17 protein-coding genes are annotated in these 15,014 nt (G+C 67.6%); 12 read left to right on the top strand and 5 right to left on the bottom strand.

Annotated features, from left to right (window positions below; translation table 11 throughout):
* Nucleotides 1-13 precede the first annotated feature (13 nt).
* On the top strand, nucleotides 14-691 hold the full coding sequence (locus QMG86_RS26105; RefSeq protein ID WP_039796233.1) for a response regulator transcription factor: 678 nt from the start codon (nucleotides 14-16) through the stop codon (nucleotides 689-691).
* 1 nt (nucleotide 692) lies between these two features.
* On the top strand, nucleotides 693-1,997 hold the full coding sequence (locus QMG86_RS26100) for a sensor histidine kinase (protein WP_159839346.1): 1,305 nt from the start codon (nucleotides 693-695) through the stop codon (nucleotides 1,995-1,997).
* Between the two features lies 1 nt (nucleotide 1,998).
* Here the strand turns inward: QMG86_RS26100 and QMG86_RS26095 are convergent, their stop codons facing one another.
* Nucleotides 1,999-2,538, bottom strand: a complete 540-nt coding sequence (locus QMG86_RS26095) for a GtrA family protein (RefSeq protein WP_350356349.1) — start codon at nucleotides 2,536-2,538, stop codon at nucleotides 1,999-2,001.
* A 39-nt stretch (nucleotides 2,539-2,577) separates the two neighbouring features.
* On the opposite strand from QMG86_RS26095, the gene QMG86_RS26090 reads away from it, so the two are divergent.
* Together QMG86_RS26090 and purE are read left to right on the top strand one after the other, a co-directional pair.
* Entirely contained in the window at nucleotides 2,578-3,798 is a 1,221-nt protein-coding gene (locus tag QMG86_RS26090; RefSeq protein ID WP_434085492.1) for a 5-(carboxyamino)imidazole ribonucleotide synthase, read from the top strand.
* On the top strand, nucleotides 3,791-4,306 hold the full coding sequence (gene purE, locus QMG86_RS26085; RefSeq protein ID WP_281875297.1) for a 5-(carboxyamino)imidazole ribonucleotide mutase: 516 nt from the start codon (nucleotides 3,791-3,793) through the stop codon (nucleotides 4,304-4,306). Before QMG86_RS26090 ends, purE begins: the two co-directional genes overlap by 8 nt.
* Before the next feature lie 11 nt (nucleotides 4,307-4,317).
* Here the strand turns inward: purE and QMG86_RS26080 are convergent, their stop codons facing one another.
* Both QMG86_RS26080 and QMG86_RS26075 read right to left on the bottom strand, forming a co-directional pair.
* The gene (locus tag QMG86_RS26080; RefSeq protein WP_281875296.1) at nucleotides 4,318-4,869 is read right to left on the bottom strand and encodes a VapC50 family PIN domain-containing toxin; all 552 of its coding nucleotides are present in this window, start codon (nucleotides 4,867-4,869) and stop codon (nucleotides 4,318-4,320) included.
* A 17-nt stretch (nucleotides 4,870-4,886) separates the two neighbouring features.
* Nucleotides 4,887-5,405 carry an excisionase family DNA-binding protein gene (locus QMG86_RS26075; RefSeq protein WP_281875295.1) on the bottom strand — a complete coding sequence of 173 codons (519 nt, stop codon included), beginning with the start codon at nucleotides 5,403-5,405 and terminating at the stop codon, nucleotides 4,887-4,889.
* Nucleotides 5,406-5,519: 114 nt separating this feature from the next.
* Between QMG86_RS26075 and QMG86_RS26070 the strand changes: the two genes are divergently transcribed.
* From QMG86_RS26070 to QMG86_RS26045, 6 genes are all read left to right on the top strand, one after another.
* A complete protein-coding gene (locus tag QMG86_RS26070; RefSeq protein ID WP_281875294.1) occupies nucleotides 5,520-6,719 on the top strand; it encodes an NAD(P)/FAD-dependent oxidoreductase in 1,200 nt (399 codons plus the stop codon).
* A gap of 152 nt (nucleotides 6,720-6,871) precedes the next feature.
* The gene (locus QMG86_RS26065; RefSeq protein WP_281875293.1) at nucleotides 6,872-7,831 is read left to right on the top strand and encodes an RNA polymerase sigma-70 factor; all 960 of its coding nucleotides are present in this window, start codon (nucleotides 6,872-6,874) and stop codon (nucleotides 7,829-7,831) included.
* A gap of 27 nt (nucleotides 7,832-7,858) precedes the next feature.
* Nucleotides 7,859-8,899 carry an ABC transporter permease family protein gene (locus tag QMG86_RS26060; protein ID WP_281875292.1) on the top strand — a complete coding sequence of 347 codons (1,041 nt, stop codon included), beginning with the start codon at nucleotides 7,859-7,861 and terminating at the stop codon, nucleotides 8,897-8,899.
* Between the two features lie 161 nt (nucleotides 8,900-9,060).
* Nucleotides 9,061-9,747 carry a TetR family transcriptional regulator gene (locus QMG86_RS26055; protein ID WP_281875291.1) on the top strand — a complete coding sequence of 229 codons (687 nt, stop codon included), beginning with the start codon at nucleotides 9,061-9,063 and terminating at the stop codon, nucleotides 9,745-9,747.
* Between the two features lie 165 nt (nucleotides 9,748-9,912).
* Nucleotides 9,913-11,070, top strand: a complete 1,158-nt coding sequence (locus tag QMG86_RS26050; protein ID WP_281875290.1) for an acyl-CoA dehydrogenase — start codon at nucleotides 9,913-9,915, stop codon at nucleotides 11,068-11,070.
* A 171-nt stretch (nucleotides 11,071-11,241) separates the two neighbouring features.
* On the top strand, nucleotides 11,242-11,532 hold the full coding sequence (locus QMG86_RS26045) for a barstar family protein (RefSeq protein ID WP_281875289.1): 291 nt from the start codon (nucleotides 11,242-11,244) through the stop codon (nucleotides 11,530-11,532).
* 91 nt (nucleotides 11,533-11,623) lie between these two features.
* On the opposite strand, the gene QMG86_RS26040 is transcribed toward QMG86_RS26045, so the two are convergent.
* Both QMG86_RS26040 and QMG86_RS26035 read right to left on the bottom strand, forming a co-directional pair.
* Entirely contained in the window at nucleotides 11,624-12,760 is a 1,137-nt protein-coding gene (locus QMG86_RS26040) for an epoxide hydrolase family protein (protein ID WP_281875288.1), read from the bottom strand.
* Between the two features lie 329 nt (nucleotides 12,761-13,089).
* Nucleotides 13,090-13,581, bottom strand: coding sequence for a DNA-directed RNA polymerase subunit beta (locus QMG86_RS26035; RefSeq protein ID WP_281875287.1), 492 nt, complete (start codon nucleotides 13,579-13,581; stop codon nucleotides 13,090-13,092).
* A gap of 278 nt (nucleotides 13,582-13,859) precedes the next feature.
* On the opposite strand from QMG86_RS26035, the gene QMG86_RS26030 reads away from it, so the two are divergent.
* A complete protein-coding gene (locus tag QMG86_RS26030) occupies nucleotides 13,860-14,750 on the top strand; it encodes a helix-turn-helix domain-containing protein (protein WP_350356348.1) in 891 nt (296 codons plus the stop codon).
* Nucleotides 14,740-14,946: a DUF397 domain-containing protein gene (locus QMG86_RS26025; RefSeq protein ID WP_281875286.1), complete on the top strand. Its 207-nt coding sequence runs from the start codon at nucleotides 14,740-14,742 to the stop codon at nucleotides 14,944-14,946. The genes QMG86_RS26030 and QMG86_RS26025 overlap by 11 nt, the downstream gene beginning before the upstream one ends.
* Nucleotides 14,947-15,014: the final 68 nt, after the last annotated feature.

Below are 15,014 nucleotides of genomic sequence, written 5' to 3'. Positions count from 1 at the left end.
GTAACCTGGGCGTATGACCGCTGTACTGCTGGCCGAGGACGACGACGCCATCGCCGCCCCGCTGTCGCGCGCGCTCGGCCGCGAGGGCTACTCGGTCACCGTAGAGAGTTTCGGCCCGGCCGTGCTGCAGCGAGCCCTGGAGGGCGGCCATGACCTGCTCATTCTCGACCTCGGCCTGCCCGGTATGGACGGGCTGGAGGTGTGCCGCCAGGTGCGCGCCCGCGGGGCGGACCTGGCCGTGCTGATGCTCACCGCGCGCACCGACGAGGTGGATTTCGTGGTGGGACTGGACGCGGGCGCCGACGACTACGTCGGCAAGCCGTTCCGGCTCGCCGAGCTGCTCGCCCGGGTGCGAGCGCTGTTGCGGCGCAGCGGGATCGGCGACGACACGGTGGAGGTGGGCGGCATCCGCCTGGAGCCCGCCGCGCGGCGCGTGCTGGTCAACGGCGTCGAAATCGGTTTGGCCAACAAGGAATACGAGCTGCTCAAGGTGCTGATCGACCGGGCGGGTCAAGTGGTGCCGCGCGAGACCATCCTGCGCGAGGTCTGGGGCGACGCGGAGCTGCGCGGTTCCAAGACGCTGGACATGCACATGTCCTGGCTGCGCCGCAAGATCGGTGACGAGGGCCCCATGGCCGAACGGCGCATCGTCACCGTCCGCGGTGTCGGATTCCGGCTGAACACCGACTGACGTGCGCCGCCGGATCCTGCGTTCCATGCTCACCGTGCTGACCCTCACCACGGTGGTGCTCGGCGTGCCGCTCATCTACACGGCGTGGTTGTGGGTGGAGGACATCACGCGCAACGACCTGCAGAACCGGCTGGACCGGATCGCCACGGAGATCATCGCGCAGGAACGCGACGGCACGGTGTCCGGCGAACTGGACATCCGGTCGGTCGCGCCGTTGGTGCCCGAGAACGGCAGGCTCACCATCGTCTACCCGTCCCAACAGGACAACGCCTCCCGGCGCGATGTCGGTGTGGCCGAGGTGCCCGATCCGCTGGTCGAGTCGCTGTCGATGGGCAAGTCGGCGTCGCTGCGCTTGGAGGTGCCGTCGGCGCCGATGCACGCCATGCAGCGCCAAGCGGTCGCGGTGGTCGCGCTGGCGGTGCTCGCATCGCTCGGCGCGGCGGTGTCGGTCGCGGTGGTCACCGCCCGCCGGGTGGCCGATCCGCTGCGGGACGTCGCGGCGCGCGCGGCGCGGCTGGCGATGGGGGATTTCCGGGCTGATCCGCGCAGGCACGGCATCGCGGAACTGGATCGCGTCTCCGACGTGCTCGACTCGGCGACCGTGGAGATCGCCGGACGACTCCAGCGCGAACACGCCCTGGTGGCGGACGTGTCGCATCAGCTGCGCAGCAGGCTGACCGCCGTGCGGTTGCGGCTGGACGAGCTGTCCGCGCATCCCGACCCGGAGGTGGTGCACGAGGCCGAGGAGGCCATGGCCCAGGTCGACCGGCTCACCGACGCGATCGACGATCTGGTCCGGGCCTCCCGCGACGAGGACGCGGCCGATCGCGATCCGCTGCCCGTGATGGACGAGTTGCGCGGCGTGGTCGCCGAATGGACCCACCCGTTCACCGAGGCGGGCCGGACACTCACGCTCACCGGCGACGAGTCGCTGCGCGCCCCGATCACGGGCTCACGGCTGCGCGAGGCGGTGGCGGTGCTGGTGGATAATGCGCTCATGCACGGCGGCGGCACCTGCACGGTGTCGGTGCGTTCGGTGCGGCCGGGGGCCGACCGCGAGCCGCTGGTCTGTGTCGAGGTCGCCGACGAGGGGCACGGGGTGCGCGACGAGCTGGCCCCGCACATCTTCGACCGGGGCTTCTCCGCGGGCGGTTCCACCGGCGTCGGGCTCGCGCTGGCGCGGGCCCTGGTCGAGGCGGACGGTGGGCGATTGGAATTGCAGCGGCGCAGGCCGGCGCTGTTCGCGGTGTTCCTCGGGTCCTCGAAGGCACGCCCGGCGAACACCGTGGCGCCCGAGCCGCGGTGACTCAGCCGCGGCCGAGTTCCTCTTCCACGAGGTCCACGAATTCCGCTTCGAGCTCGCTCATTTCGTCCGGGAAGACCCAGCGGCGCATCGCCCAGAAACGGAAGGCCATCTGCAGCAGATTGCCGATGATGAAGGCGCTGATGAAGTCGGCGATGTTCTCGACCGTGAAGCTCACGTTGGGCTGGCGCAGGTCGAAGACATAGCTGGAAATCCACAGCGGCGTGAAGGCCAGCACGACGCCGACGCCGCTGACTGCGAAGAACAGCAGCGCTTCGTGATGCCGTTCTCGTCCGCCGCGATTCTTGAACGACCATTCCCGGTTCAGGATGTAGGACGCGATCACGGCGATGACGCCGGAGATGATCTTGGCCGTCACCGGTTTCTCCGCGAGCACCGTCCACTTCAGCATGTAGAAGATGCCGCTGTCGATCACGAACGTGGTCGCGCCGACGATCGCGAACTTGATCAATTCCCGATGCCGGTACGCGATATCTTGCAGCGGCTTGGGGAGGACGCTGACCACGTCGTCGACGAATGACACAAGACCGGAGTGTACCGGTACCGATCATTCGCGCCGGACATGACAATATTGTCCGACGTGAGCGCACGTTCCTTCGATCCATCGGCCATGCCCACCGTCACCATGATCGGTGGCGGTCAATTGGCGCGCATGACCCATCAAGCGGCGATCGCGCTGGGCCAGCGGCTGCGCGTGCTCGCCGAGAACCCCGACGACCCGGCCGCGCAGGTCAGTCCCGAGGTGGTGCTCGGCAGCCACACCGACCTGACCGCGCTGCGCAAGGCGGCGGTCGGCTCGCACGCGCTGACCTTCGACCACGAGCATGTGCCGACCGAGCACTTGGAAGCGCTGGTCGCCGAGGGCGTCAATGTGCAGCCGCCGCCGCAGGCGCTGGTCTACGCGCAGGACAAGCTGGCGATGCGCACCAAGCTGAGCGGACTCGGGCTGCCCGTGCCCGCGTTCATCCCGGTGAACTCGGTCGACGACGCCGTGCGGTTCGGCGACGAGCACGGCTGGCGGATCGTGCTGAAGGCGGTGCGCGGCGGTTACGACGGGCGCGGCGTGTGGATGCCCGAGTCCGCCGACGCGGCCGCGGCGATCGTCACCGATCAGCTCGGCCGCGGCGTCCAGTTGCTGGCGGAAGCGAAGATCGACCTGCGGCGCGAACTGTCGGCGATGGTGGCCCGTTCGCCGTTCGGGCAGGCGGCGACCTGGCCGGTGGTGGAGACGGTGCAGCGGAAGGGGCAATGCGCGGTGGTCATCGCGCCCGCGCCCGGCCTGCCGGAGGACACGGCCGCGGCGGCGGAGACCATGGCGTTGAACCTGGCCAAGGAACTCGGTGTGGTGGGCGTCATGGCGGTGGAGCTGTTCGAGACCACCGACGGCGAGCTGCTGGTGAACGAGCTGGCCATGCGCCCGCACAACTCCGGGCACTGGGGGATGGACGGCGCGCGTACCGGGCAGTTCGAACAGCATCTGCGCGCCGTGCTCGACTACCCGCTCGGTGACACCGCGCCGCTGGCCCCGGTGACCGTGATGGCGAACATCCTCGGCGCGCCGCAGGCCCCGGCGATGTCGATGGACGAGCGGCTGCACCACCTGTTCGCCCGGATCCCGGAGGCGAAGGTGCACCTGTACGGCAAGGGAGAACGACCCGACCGCAAGATCGGGCACGTCAACATCCTCGGCGACGACGTGGCCGAGGTCCGGGAGAAGGCCGAGCGGGCGGCGCACTGGATGTCGCACGCGATTTGGACCGACGGATGGGATCCGCATGAGTGAAGAACTGGCTATCGCCCCGGCTGTCGGCCTGATCATGGGCAGCGACTCCGACTGGCCGACGATGGAGGCGGCCGCCGAGGCTCTGGCCGAGTTCGGGATCCGCTTCGAGGTGGGCGTCGTCTCGGCGCACCGCACCCCGCAGCGCATGCTCGACTACGCGCGGTCGGCGGCGGGTCGCGGATTGAAGGTCGTCATCGCCGGCGCGGGCGGCGCGGCCCACCTGCCCGGTATGGTCGCCTCCGCGACGCCGCTGCCGGTGATCGGCGTGCCGGTGCCGCTCAAGTACCTCGACGGCATGGACTCGCTGCTGTCCATCGTCCAGATGCCCGCGGGCGTGCCGGTCGCCACCGTCTCCATCGGCGGCGCCCGCAACGCGGGCCTGCTCGCCGCCCGCATCCTCGCCGCCCACGACCCGGCCCTGCGCACCCGCATGGAACAGTTCCAGGCCGGTCTAGAGCAGATGGTCCTGGAAAAGGACGACGCCCTGCGCACCAAGCTCTTGGGCTGAGCGGTAGACGGTCAGCGGTCGCGCCTGCCTGCACGCAAGTTCGCGACCGCTTCCACCAATCCCGCGTTCTCCAAAGCGTCCAGCACGTCTTCGATGGTTTCCGGTGGGTTGATCCGTGAATCGGCGATCTGCTGAATGCACGCCCAGACCACACGGTCGTCCAGATCGATCTGGTCGAGCAGGAAATCGTCGGGGCTCTTCGCCTCGATATTCCAGGGTTCCAGTGCATCGTCCGGGAAGTCCGCCAGGTTGGACGTCACGATGACTTGCGCCTTCGCTGCGATGGCTGCTGCGAGGACATGCCGATCATCTGGGTCCGGCAGCTTCACCGCTTCGATCAGAGGTTCGTATCCGTAGACTCGGCAATCCGGCACGGCATCGTTCATCAACGTGCGCAGTCGGGCCAGCCGGTCGACCGGAATGTCCGGCCGTTTCGCCGACAGGTTGTTCAGTGCCTCGTCCAGGATGCGATCAGTCCACTTCGCTTGTACGGCACCCGACCGCGCGAGGCGGATGAGTAGATCCCGCAGCGTATTGCCATACAGCACATTGGCGTCGTACACGACAACGAGAGCCATGGTCAGATGCCGAGGTCCTGGCCGAGTTGCGCCAACTCGTCCATCGCGGCTCGACTCTTGACCTCGGCTCGCCGCTGGTATTGCTTCAAGTCGTCGTATCGGATCCGGCGATGACGGCCTACTCGACGAAAGGGAATCTCGCCTGTTTCCAACAGTGTCACGACGTAAGGGCGCGATACGTTCAGCATGTCCGCCGCCTGCTGCGTGGTGAGTTCGGCATGGGAGGGCACCACGGTGACACCGCGTCCTTCCGCCGCCTGCGCCAGGATGAATGCCAACAAGCTGACGGCCTGTCGGGGCAACACCAAAGCGTCGTCGCCTGGATGCTCGGGGGCGACCTGAATGGTCTGCTCGCCGGGGTGCCGCATCAGATAGTCCTTGATCCGCCGCATCGCGCGAGCTGCGACGTCTGCATCGATCGCTCCCGGTTCGGTGCGCTTCGCATCGCGAATGTTTGCCACACTGATCACCTCCTTATCGAAGTATACGAAGCATTCGAAATATTCGAAACAGGCTCGCATGCAGCCGTCCGCATTCCGCGAGCCAACTCGGGAAAGTGATCTGTGTCACAACGTGTCAGGAAGTTCGTAGCCGCGGTGTCTTGTGCTCGAGCCTTTCGGAGCGAAGGAGACACCATGAGCGAGAAGATCGATGTGGTTGTGATCGGCGGCGGATATGCCGGGGTGATGGCGGCCAATCGCCTGACCCAGCGTGCGGACGTGCGGGTGACGGTGATCAATCCGCGCTCGGCGTTCGTTCCGCGGCTGCGGCTGCACCAGCTGGTCGGCGGGACCCATGACGCGGTGGTCGACTATCAGGAAGTTCTGGCCGAGGGGGTGCGGCTGGTGGTCGACAGCGTGACGCGGATCGACGCGGCGGAGCGCAGCGTGACGCTGGCCGACGGCGGTGCGATCGCCTACGACTATCTGATCTACGCGGTGGGCAGCGGCAGCGCGGCTTCGCGGGTGCCGGGTGCGGACGAGTTCGCTTACCCCATCGCCACTTTGGAGGCGGCGCGACGGTTGCGGTCGGTGCTCGACGACACACCGCTGTCGGCTGCGGTGACGGTCGTCGGAGGTGGGCCCACCGGTATCGAGACTGCCGCGGAGCTGGCGGAACAGGGCCGCGCCGTCACGTTGGTCTGCGGCGCGGTCGTCGGTCCGTACCTGCACCCCCGGGCCCGGCGTACCGCCCGCAAATACCTCGTCAAACTGGGGGTCACCCTGGTGGAAGGCCCTGACGCGGCGGTCACGGCGGTGACACCGGAGGCCGTCGAGCTCGGTGACGGTCGCACGTTGGCGAGTCGGGTCACCATCTGGACGGCGGGTTTCGGTGTGCCCGATCTGGCCGCCCGCAGCGGGCTGCGCACCGACACCGCCGGGCGCCTGCTCACCGACGAAACCCTGACCAGCGTCGACGACGACCGCATCGTCGCGGCGGGAGATTCGGCGGCGCCATCAGACCTGCCGTTCCGGATGAGCGCCTACGCCGCGGGCTGCCTCGGGGCCCATGCCGCCGACACGGTGCTGAACCGGATCGCGGGTGCGCAGCCCGCGCCGGTCGACCTGTCGTTCCCCGCGATGTGCCTCAGCTTCGGCCGGGATGCCGGGATCTTCCAGCTCGGCCGCAAGGACGACACCGCGATGCCGCTGTATTTCAGTGGGCTCGCGGGCACGAAGCTCAAGGAGTTCGCCTGCGCCTCCAGCGTCAAGCATCTGGTGAACGAAGCGCGCAAGCCCGGGTCGCACCACTGGCCCAAGGACGGCAAGCACCGGCCGCAGCTGTTGCAGGCACAGGGCGTCGGCGCGCCGGTCGTCGCCGAACGGGTGGTGTAGAAACCGCCATTCGAGTGGTCGCGGCGGCTGCGCAGGCTGGGGCAGCGTCGTGCCGCTGCCCCACTCGCGCGATCTCGCGAACGGGGGCGCATGTCGTCCGGGGTGCGCTGTGCGCCCACGAATCGGATCGAACGTCTACAGAAGAGGACCTCATGGAACCAACCAGTGGCACCGATGGACAACGGTCGACCGACCGCGAGGCGGACAGCCGGGACAGCGGCGACCATGCCACGGCCGAGGCGACCGAGACGTTCCTCGCCCATCGCAACCTTCTCTTCACGGTCGCCTACGAGATGCTCGGATCGGCGGCCGACGCCGACGACGTCTTGCAGGAAACCTGGTTGCGCTGGGTCGGCGTCGACGCGGCGCACGTCACCGAGCCGCGCGCCTATCTGGTCCGGATCGCCACCCGGCAAGCGCTCAACCGGTTGCGCTCGATGAAGCGCCGCAGGGAGGCCTACGTGGGCTCCTGGCTGCCGGAACCGCTGCTCACCACTCCGGACGTGGCCGCCGACGTCGAACTCGCCGAGAGCGTGTCGATGGCGCTGATGCTCGTGCTCGAGACTTTGACCCCGACCGAACGGGCGGTGTTCGTGCTGCGCGAAGCCTTCGGATTCGGCTACGACGAGATCGCGGCCGCGGTCGACAAGACCCCAGCGGCCGTCCACCAGATCGCGCACCGCGCCCGCCGCCACGTCGACGCCCGCCGCCCCCGCCGCTCGGTCACCGCGCGCCAGGCCGAGGCGGCGGCCGAGGCGTTCCGGCGCGCGCTCGAGACACGGGATGTGCAGGGTTTGCTCGACGTGCTCGCCCCGGACGTCGTCGCCATCAGTGACGGCGGCGGCATCAAGCAGGCCACGCCCCGGCCGGTCGCCGGCGCCGACAAGGTGGCCCGGTTCATCGTCGGCGGCCTCACCAAGAACGACGTCGCGCTCACCGTCGAGCCGACCACGGTCAACGGCAGCCCCGCGCTGGCGCTGCACATGGACGGGGAACTCGACGGCGTGCTCGCGATGCGCGTGGAGGACACCCGCATCACCGGCATCTACTACGTGCGCAACCCGCAGAAACTGACCCACGTCGACTCCGAAACCCCGCTGACCTTGCGCTGAGTCGGCCCCACTGCTCGAGGAGAGAACATGACCACGCGGGCGCCGCTCGCCGATCCGTTTCCGTCGCGCCGGCCGACGGTGGCCGGGGCAGTCGTGCTGCTCACGGCGCTCGTCAGCGTGCTGCTCATCGCCTTCGCCTGGCCGTCGGTGCGGTCGTCGGTCCACGATGTGCCGATCGCGGTCGCGGGGCCGAGCCCCGCGGTCGCGCAACTGCGCACCGCACTCGATCAACGCCTCCCTGGCGGCTTCGAGATCAGCGAGGTAGCCGACACAGCGGCGGCGGAACGACTCATCCGCGACCGGAAGGTGTACGGGGCCATCGATCTCAGCTCCGGCGCCCCGCAGGTCGTCGTCGCTTCCGCCGCAGGACCCGCGGTCGCTCAGACCTTGCAGGGCGTCGCGACCGGCCTGGGGCAGCCGGGGACGTCCGGCACGGCGGTCCGCGACCTCGTCGCTCTGCCCGCCGACGATCCGCGCGGCGCAGGCTTGTCCGCGGGCGCCTTGCCCCTGGTCATGGGTGGTCTGCTGGCCGCGGTGCTGCTGACCCGGCTTGTTCGCGGCACATTCCGCCGGGTCATCGGGGCGCTGGCCTTCGCGCTCACCGGCGGCCTGGCCGTGACCGCGATCCTGCAGTTCTGGCTCGGCTCGCTGAGCGGTTCCTACCTCGCCAACACCGGCGCCGTCGGCCTGTCCATCGCGGCCACCGCGCTGACCGTCCTCGGGCTGGAGGCGCTGCTCGGCTACGCCGGGATCGGGATCGGCGCCGTGGTGATGATGCTCATCGGCAACCCCCTCTCGGGCACGGCGACCGCACCCGAGATGCTGCCGGGCTGGTCCGGCGCGCTCGGCCAGGCGCTGCCGCCCGGCGCTGGTGGCCGGTTGCTGCGCTCGACCGCCTTCTTCGACGGCCACGGGGCAACCCACGCCGTGCTCGTCCTGCTCGCCTGGCTCACGCTCGGCGTCACATTGTGCCTGGTCAGCGGTCTGCGTGCGCGTCGCGCCGCCATCGGCTCGGCGGGATTGCGAACCGCACCGGCGGATGGCGCCCCGGCAGCGCTGAGCAGCTGAAGCACTCCGAGGGCCGTCTGACCGATACCGGATCGACGGCCCTGAAGTGCGTCTATCGACCCTGCCCGGCATCGGCGGTCGCACGGTCCCGGCTTCGTCGGACTCAGAAGGTCCCGGTGTGGGGGATTCGCTCTCCCGGCCGCTGACTACGGTGTGAGGTCGTGACTACAGGGGATATCGCTCGGACGCGGGGAGACGACGACACCGCGCACTTTCGACTGACGGTGGTGGATCAGGCGCTGCGGTTGTTCGCCGAGAAGGGGTACGAGGCGACGACGGTGGACGAGATCGCGGAAGCGGCGGGGATCTCCCGGCGGACGTTCTTCCGGCAGTTCCGGTCGAAAGAGGATGTGATCTTCGCCGACCACGAGTCGCAGCTGGCGCAAGCGGCGGAGTTCCTGGCCGCGTCGGCCGACGACCCGTGGGAGGCGGTGTGCGCGGCGGTGGTGCAGGTCTTCGAGCGTTTCACGCAGTGGCGGGAGATCGCGGCGCGGCGGTATCAGGTGGTGCGGCGGGTGCCCGCGCTGCGGGAGCGCGAGATCGTCACGGTGTTCCGCTACGAGCGGTTGTTCACCGACTACCTGCGCGAGCGGCTGCCCGACGCCCCCGACCTGGCGCGGGTGCAGTTCGCCGCCGCCGTGACCGCGACGCACAACTACCTGCTGCGCCGGATGGTGCGCGGCGAGTCGGACGCGGGCGCCGCCGACCTGCGGGTGGAGCTGGCCGCGATCCCGCGCGGCGCGGGCCGTGCCGTGAATCCCGACGAGCTGGTCGTCGCGGTGTTCCCGCGCGACGCCCCGCCCAGGCAGATCGCGGACTTGCTGGTTCGAAAGCTCGGTACCCTGTGAGCTGACCCGGAGTGCGACCGATCTGACACTGAGTGCCACATCATCTCCCCACGTGATTGCCGTCCATGTGGGTATACTCGACGGTTAGATGGCACTGAGTGCCGATGTGCTGCTTTCGTTCGAGGGAAAGCGGCGCCGACCACCGACGACCAGGAGTGAAGCCCGATGGCGGGAAACCCCGATTTCGACCTGTTCAAGCTCGAGGACTTCCACGATGAGCTGCGCGAAGCGATCCGCGCTCTCGCGGAGAAGGAGATCGCCCCGCACGCCAAGGACGTCGACGGCAACTCCCGCTTCCCGGAGGAGGCGCTGACCGCGCTCAACGCCTCCGGCTTCAACGCCGTGCACGTGCCCGAGGCCTACAGCGGCCAGGGCGCGGACTCGGTGGCCACCTGCATCGTCATCGAAGAGGTCGCGCGCGTCTGCGGGTCGTCTTCGCTGATCCCCGCCGTCAACAAGCTCGGCACCATGGGCCTGATCCTGAACGGTTCCGAGGAGCTGAAGCAGAAGGTGCTGCCGGACATCGTCAACGGTGAGATGGCCTCCTACGCGCTGTCGGAGCGCGAGGCCGGCTCCGACGCGGCCGGCATGCGCACCCGGGCCAAGCAGGATGGCGACGACTGGATCATCAACGGCTCCAAATGCTGGATCACCAACGGCGGCAAGTCGTCCTGGTACACCGTGATGGCGGTGACCGACGCGGAGAAGGGCGCCAACGGCATCTCGGCGTTCATGGTGCACAAGGACGACGAGGGCTTCGTGGTCGGCCCGCTGGAGCACAAGCTCGGCATCAAGGGCTCGCCCACCGCCGAGCTGTACTTCGAGAACTGCCGGGTGCCGGGTGACCGCATGATCGGCGCGCCGGGCACCGGCTTCAAGACCGCGCTGCAGACCCTCGACCACACCCGCCCCACCATCGGCGCGCAGGCCGTCGGCCTGGCTCAGGGCGCGCTGGACGCGGCCATCGCCTACACCAAGGACCGCAAGCAGTTCGGCAAGTCGATCGCCGACTTCCAGAACACCCAGTTCATGCTCGCCGACATGGCGATGAAGATCGAGGCCGCTCGCCTCATGGTCTACACCTCGGCCGCCCGCGCCGAGCGCGGCGAGCAGAACCTCGGCTTCATCTCCGCCGCCGCCAAGTGCTTCGCCTCCGACGTCGCCATGGAGGTCACCACCAACGCCGTCCAGCTGTTCGGCGGCGCCGGCTACACCACCGACTTCCCGGTGGAGCGCATGATGCGCGACGCGAAGATCACCCAGATCTACGAGGGCACCAACCAGATCCAGCGCCTGGTGATGTCGCGCGCGCTGCTCAAGTGATGTTTCGGTAGACGTTCGGGCGGTCCTGGAACGCACCTCAGGCCCTTTTCGGGCCGTCGAGGTGTATGGGCCGCCCGAACGTCTGTCTTTCGCCCGCTCGAAGCTGCCATCCAAACGACATAGAGTGCCGCACTGGCTCCTTCATCCAACTGTCGAACTGGAAGCAACACCATGCGCGTCACCATCGATGGAACACGGATCCGGATCCATGCGGACCTGCACCACGCTCTGTGGGCACCCCTGGACTTCGGCCCGTACTACGGGCACAACCTGAACGCTCTGTGGGACCGCCTGTCCACGGACGTCGAACGCCCGGTCGAGATCGTCTGGGAGAACTCCGGTATCAGCAGAGAACTGATGGGCGTCGAATCTTTCGAAGCGATCGCTTCCGTGCTGATCAGAGCCGCCGAGCAGGACGAGTCGAACCCGGTGGACAAAAGGCTCACAGTGCGTTTCGTCTAATGGGCGAATCCAGTGAACCGAAGTCGGCTCACTGGATTCGCGGAACCACGCAAACCCGATCCGGTGACAGCCCTCGGAGCGCGGCCGGACTTCAGCCGACTTGGGCGAAGAACCGCCGGATGTCGCCGACGAGCAGTTCGGGTGCCTCGTGTGCGGCGAAGTGGCCTGCGGCATCGTTCGGACCGCCGATCGCCGAGCCTGCGTCGTAGGAGTTCCAGCTGACGATGTTGCTGTGGTCACGCTCGGCGAACCGGCGGATCGACTGGAAGTCGCCCTTGAACATGGCAAGCGCGGTGGGGGTCGTGGTCGAGCCGGTCGGGCGGTCGGTGCTGTGCGCCTCCTCGTAGTAGTACCGGAGCGAGGAGGCCGCGGTGCCGGTCAGCCAGTAGAGGGCGACGTTGCCGATGACGAAATCGGCGTCCAGACTCTCTCCGAAAAGCTGTGCGTTCCAACCCAGCAGGCCGATCGGCGAATCGGAGAGCGCGTAGGCCAGCGTCTGCGGCTGCTGGCTGCACAGGATGTTGAAGGCCATCTTGTTGTCCTGGAACCACTTCAGGTGTTCGAGCGCCGCCAGATCCTCCGGCGAGAGGTCGACGAACTCGGCCGGATCGCCGGACGGGAACGAAAACAGCTGTGTCACATGGACACCCACCACCCGGTCCGGTGCCAGCCGACCGATCTCCGGGGAGACCATCGAGCCGCCGTCGTTGCCGATCGCACCGAAGCGCTGGTAACCGAGCCGATCCATCAGCTCGATCCAGGCCTTGGCGACGCGACGCATGGTCCAGCCGGTGCTGTGCGTCGGGCCGGAGAAGCCCATGCCGGGCAGCGCCGGAATCACCAGGTGGAAGGCGGGCTCCGCAGGCGACTCCGGCGCGGTAAGCGACTCGATGACGTCGAGGAACTCGAGCACCGAGCCGGGCCAGCCGTGGGTCAGGACCACCGGCAGCGCGTCCGCGCGAGCTGACCGGATGTGCAGAAAGTAGATGTTCTCGCCATCGATCTCGGTGGTGAACTGCGGGTAGGCGTTCAGCTTCGCCTCGAGCGCCCGCCAGTCGAAGGTCTCCAGCCAGTATTGTGCCAGGCCGCGCACCCGGCCCTCGGGCACCCCATAGGAGTCGCCGACGCCGGGCAGTTCGCTCGGCCACAGGGAGCGGCGCAGACGGTCGGCCAGATCGTCGAGCTGCGTCTGCGGAATGTCGACCCGGAAGGGCTTGATGGTGCTCATGGCGATCTCCTTCGGAAACGGAATGCTTCGTTCTGTTTGAAGAGTAACAGAACGGATCATTCCGTTTCAACTTTTGAGGAACGCGACGTTCGCTCGGGCGGCGATGGAGTCGATGTCAGGGGTGTAGATACAGCCGTTCGCACGGCAGTCTCGGGTAACTGTCGGTGCAATCTGTGGATACCTGCACTGCGTCGTGCCAGTGGTGGGCGCGCCATTCCTGGACGAACAGGCATGCGGCCGTAAGGCAGGCGACGAAGTCGAGGCGGGCGCCGTGCCAGAACACCGACAGGTGAACGTCCGGCTCGGAGGGGATGGGGGATGGCGGGCGGTCAGGCATACGTGGCCAACCGCCTGCGGCGTGCGGTCTTTTCGGCTACGCAGTTACGGATCGCTGCGACGACCACACGGCCGGAAGGGCGAAATGCCGTATCGGGCCGTGTTACCCACGCGCGGAACTGGGTTCCTCGGTCGGCGGGGCTGGGCAAGGCGATCGTCCCGCCGTAGCGGATGACGGACACGTTCAAGCGGAACATCTCGGCGAACAGGGGTACGTCGTCCGGCAGATCCGGCCGGATGATGAACGTCCACCGTTTCGATCGCGGATGCGACAGAATCGGCCCCGACTCGTGGCCGTGGTTGCGCATCCACGCCTTCACGTGCTGTCCGAGGACGGCGGGCATGGTTATCGCCCAGACCATCCCGGTTCGCACGACGATTCGGCCGATCTGGGGCGGGTCCACGGTCGCGGGCAGGTTGCACACTCGTCGGTAGTAGTGGCAGCGAGACAGCGGGGTGTCTCCGAAAGCTATCGGCGCATCCATCAGAAGACCTCGGGTCGCATCGGCGGGTAGGAGGTGCGCACGACCCTGTCCTCGCTTGGTATGTCGACGGATTGGAGTGGATCGCTCCGCGGACTCCGCAATCCCAACCCCGGTCGGTGCGCACGGTCATCAGACAACGGCGCGCAGGTGCGGGCACCCCGAATCGGGTACACCGAAAAAAGGTCCCCGAAAGCCCAGCACGCGCACCGCAAACGGTGTGAGGATGTACGCGAGACGGGTGATTCGGGGTGCCCGTGACGGGGTAAGGGGAGGTCCACTTGTCAGAAATCGGTTCGACTCTGCCGCGTCGTCAGCTCGGGAGGTACCTGACCGAGTGGCGTACGCGTGCAGGCATGACCCAGGTGAAGGCCGCGAACCTGCTGGAGATCGGAGCGAGCAGTCTGCAGCGGCTGGAGAAAGGGCAGAACTCGCGAATCCGGACTCGCGATATCCAAGCAGCGTGCGACTTGTACGGCGTGCCGGAGGATCTGGCAGCCGCGCTTGTGGGACTGGCCAAACAGGCGAATGTCAAAAGCTGGTGGCACCAGTACGGCGACTTCATCCCCAAGACCTTCGACGTATACGTCGGACTGGAAGCGGCAGCGGGGAAGCTGGTGTCATACCAGCCCGACCTGATACCGGGTCTGCTCCAAACTGCCGACTACGACCGGGCGCTTGTTCGTCTCGCGTGTCCGGAGGAAACGCCGGAGCAGTGGAAGCAACGTGGACAGATCAAGGCGCAGCGACAGAACATCGTCACCCGCAGGACACAGCCGGTCACACTCGATGTGGTGATCGGCGAAGCCTCGCTACGGCGCGTGGCCGGTAGCCATGCGGTCATGGCGACGCAAAACCGCTATCTGGCAGATGTGTCCACAAGGGACAACGTCACTATTCGCGTGCTGCCATTCGATGCAGGGTTCCCAGGCGGAGTGTCCATGCCTCCCTTCGTCATCCTCTCCTTCGGGGATAGCGGCCCTGTGGATCAGATCGAGCCGCCCGTCGTCTACCTCGAAGGCGCGGTGGGCGATATGTACCTCGAGGATGCCGACGACGTGCGGTTCTACACTCAGCGGTACGACCGCATCAGGGAAGCTGCCTTGGATGTCAATTCGAGCAGGAATCTGCTGCGGCAGGTAGCGAGGGAGCATGAGCAGCGTGGACGTTGAGCTATCCGGGGCAAAGTGGTTCAAGAGCAGCCGTAGTCAGGCCGGTAAGGAATGCGTGGAGGTCGCGTTCCTCACCGGAGGCGGAGTCGGCGTACGTGACTCCAAGAACCCGACCGGCCCGGCCCTGAAGTTCACCTCAGCCGAGTGGAACACCTTCACCACTGGCATAGTCGACGGCCTCTTCAACCGCCCCTGAACCAATCAACACCCCGGAGCATCCGTGAGTGGCACATGGCCGCGGCAAACCGTGAGTAGACCTCACAG

Origin of the sequence: Nocardia sputorum (assembly GCF_027924405.1) — a bacterium.
Taxonomy (GTDB): Bacteria; Actinomycetota; Actinomycetes; order Mycobacteriales; family Mycobacteriaceae; genus Nocardia; species Nocardia sputorum.
Note: the sequence above shows the minus strand (reverse complement) of the source record. Positions and strands in the feature narration are given on the sequence as shown.

Excerpts from the sequence above, each read along its gene's own strand:
- QMG86_RS26090 (WP_434085492.1), top strand. The coding sequence starts at position 2,578 with ATGACAATATTGTCCGACGTGAGCGCACGTTCCTTCGATCCATCGGCC.
- QMG86_RS26075 (WP_281875295.1), bottom strand. The coding sequence starts at position 5,405 with ATGCGAGCCTGTTTCGAATATTTCGAATGCTTCGTATACTTCGATAAG.
- QMG86_RS26065 (WP_281875293.1), top strand. The coding sequence starts at position 6,872 with ATGGAACCAACCAGTGGCACCGATGGACAACGGTCGACCGACCGCGAG.
- QMG86_RS26045 (WP_281875289.1), top strand. The coding sequence starts at position 11,242 with ATGCGCGTCACCATCGATGGAACACGGATCCGGATCCATGCGGACCTG.
- QMG86_RS26105 (WP_039796233.1), top strand. The coding sequence starts at position 14 with ATGACCGCTGTACTGCTGGCCGAGGACGACGACGCCATCGCCGCCCCG.
- purE (WP_281875297.1), top strand. The coding sequence starts at position 3,791 with ATGAGTGAAGAACTGGCTATCGCCCCGGCTGTCGGCCTGATCATGGGC.
- QMG86_RS26040 (WP_281875288.1), bottom strand. The coding sequence starts at position 12,760 with ATGAGCACCATCAAGCCCTTCCGGGTCGACATTCCGCAGACGCAGCTC.
- QMG86_RS26070 (WP_281875294.1), top strand. The coding sequence starts at position 5,520 with ATGAGCGAGAAGATCGATGTGGTTGTGATCGGCGGCGGATATGCCGGG.
- QMG86_RS26050 (WP_281875290.1), top strand. The coding sequence starts at position 9,913 with ATGGCGGGAAACCCCGATTTCGACCTGTTCAAGCTCGAGGACTTCCAC.
- QMG86_RS26060 (WP_281875292.1), top strand. The coding sequence starts at position 7,859 with ATGACCACGCGGGCGCCGCTCGCCGATCCGTTTCCGTCGCGCCGGCCG.
- QMG86_RS26035 (WP_281875287.1), bottom strand. The coding sequence starts at position 13,581 with ATGGATGCGCCGATAGCTTTCGGAGACACCCCGCTGTCTCGCTGCCAC.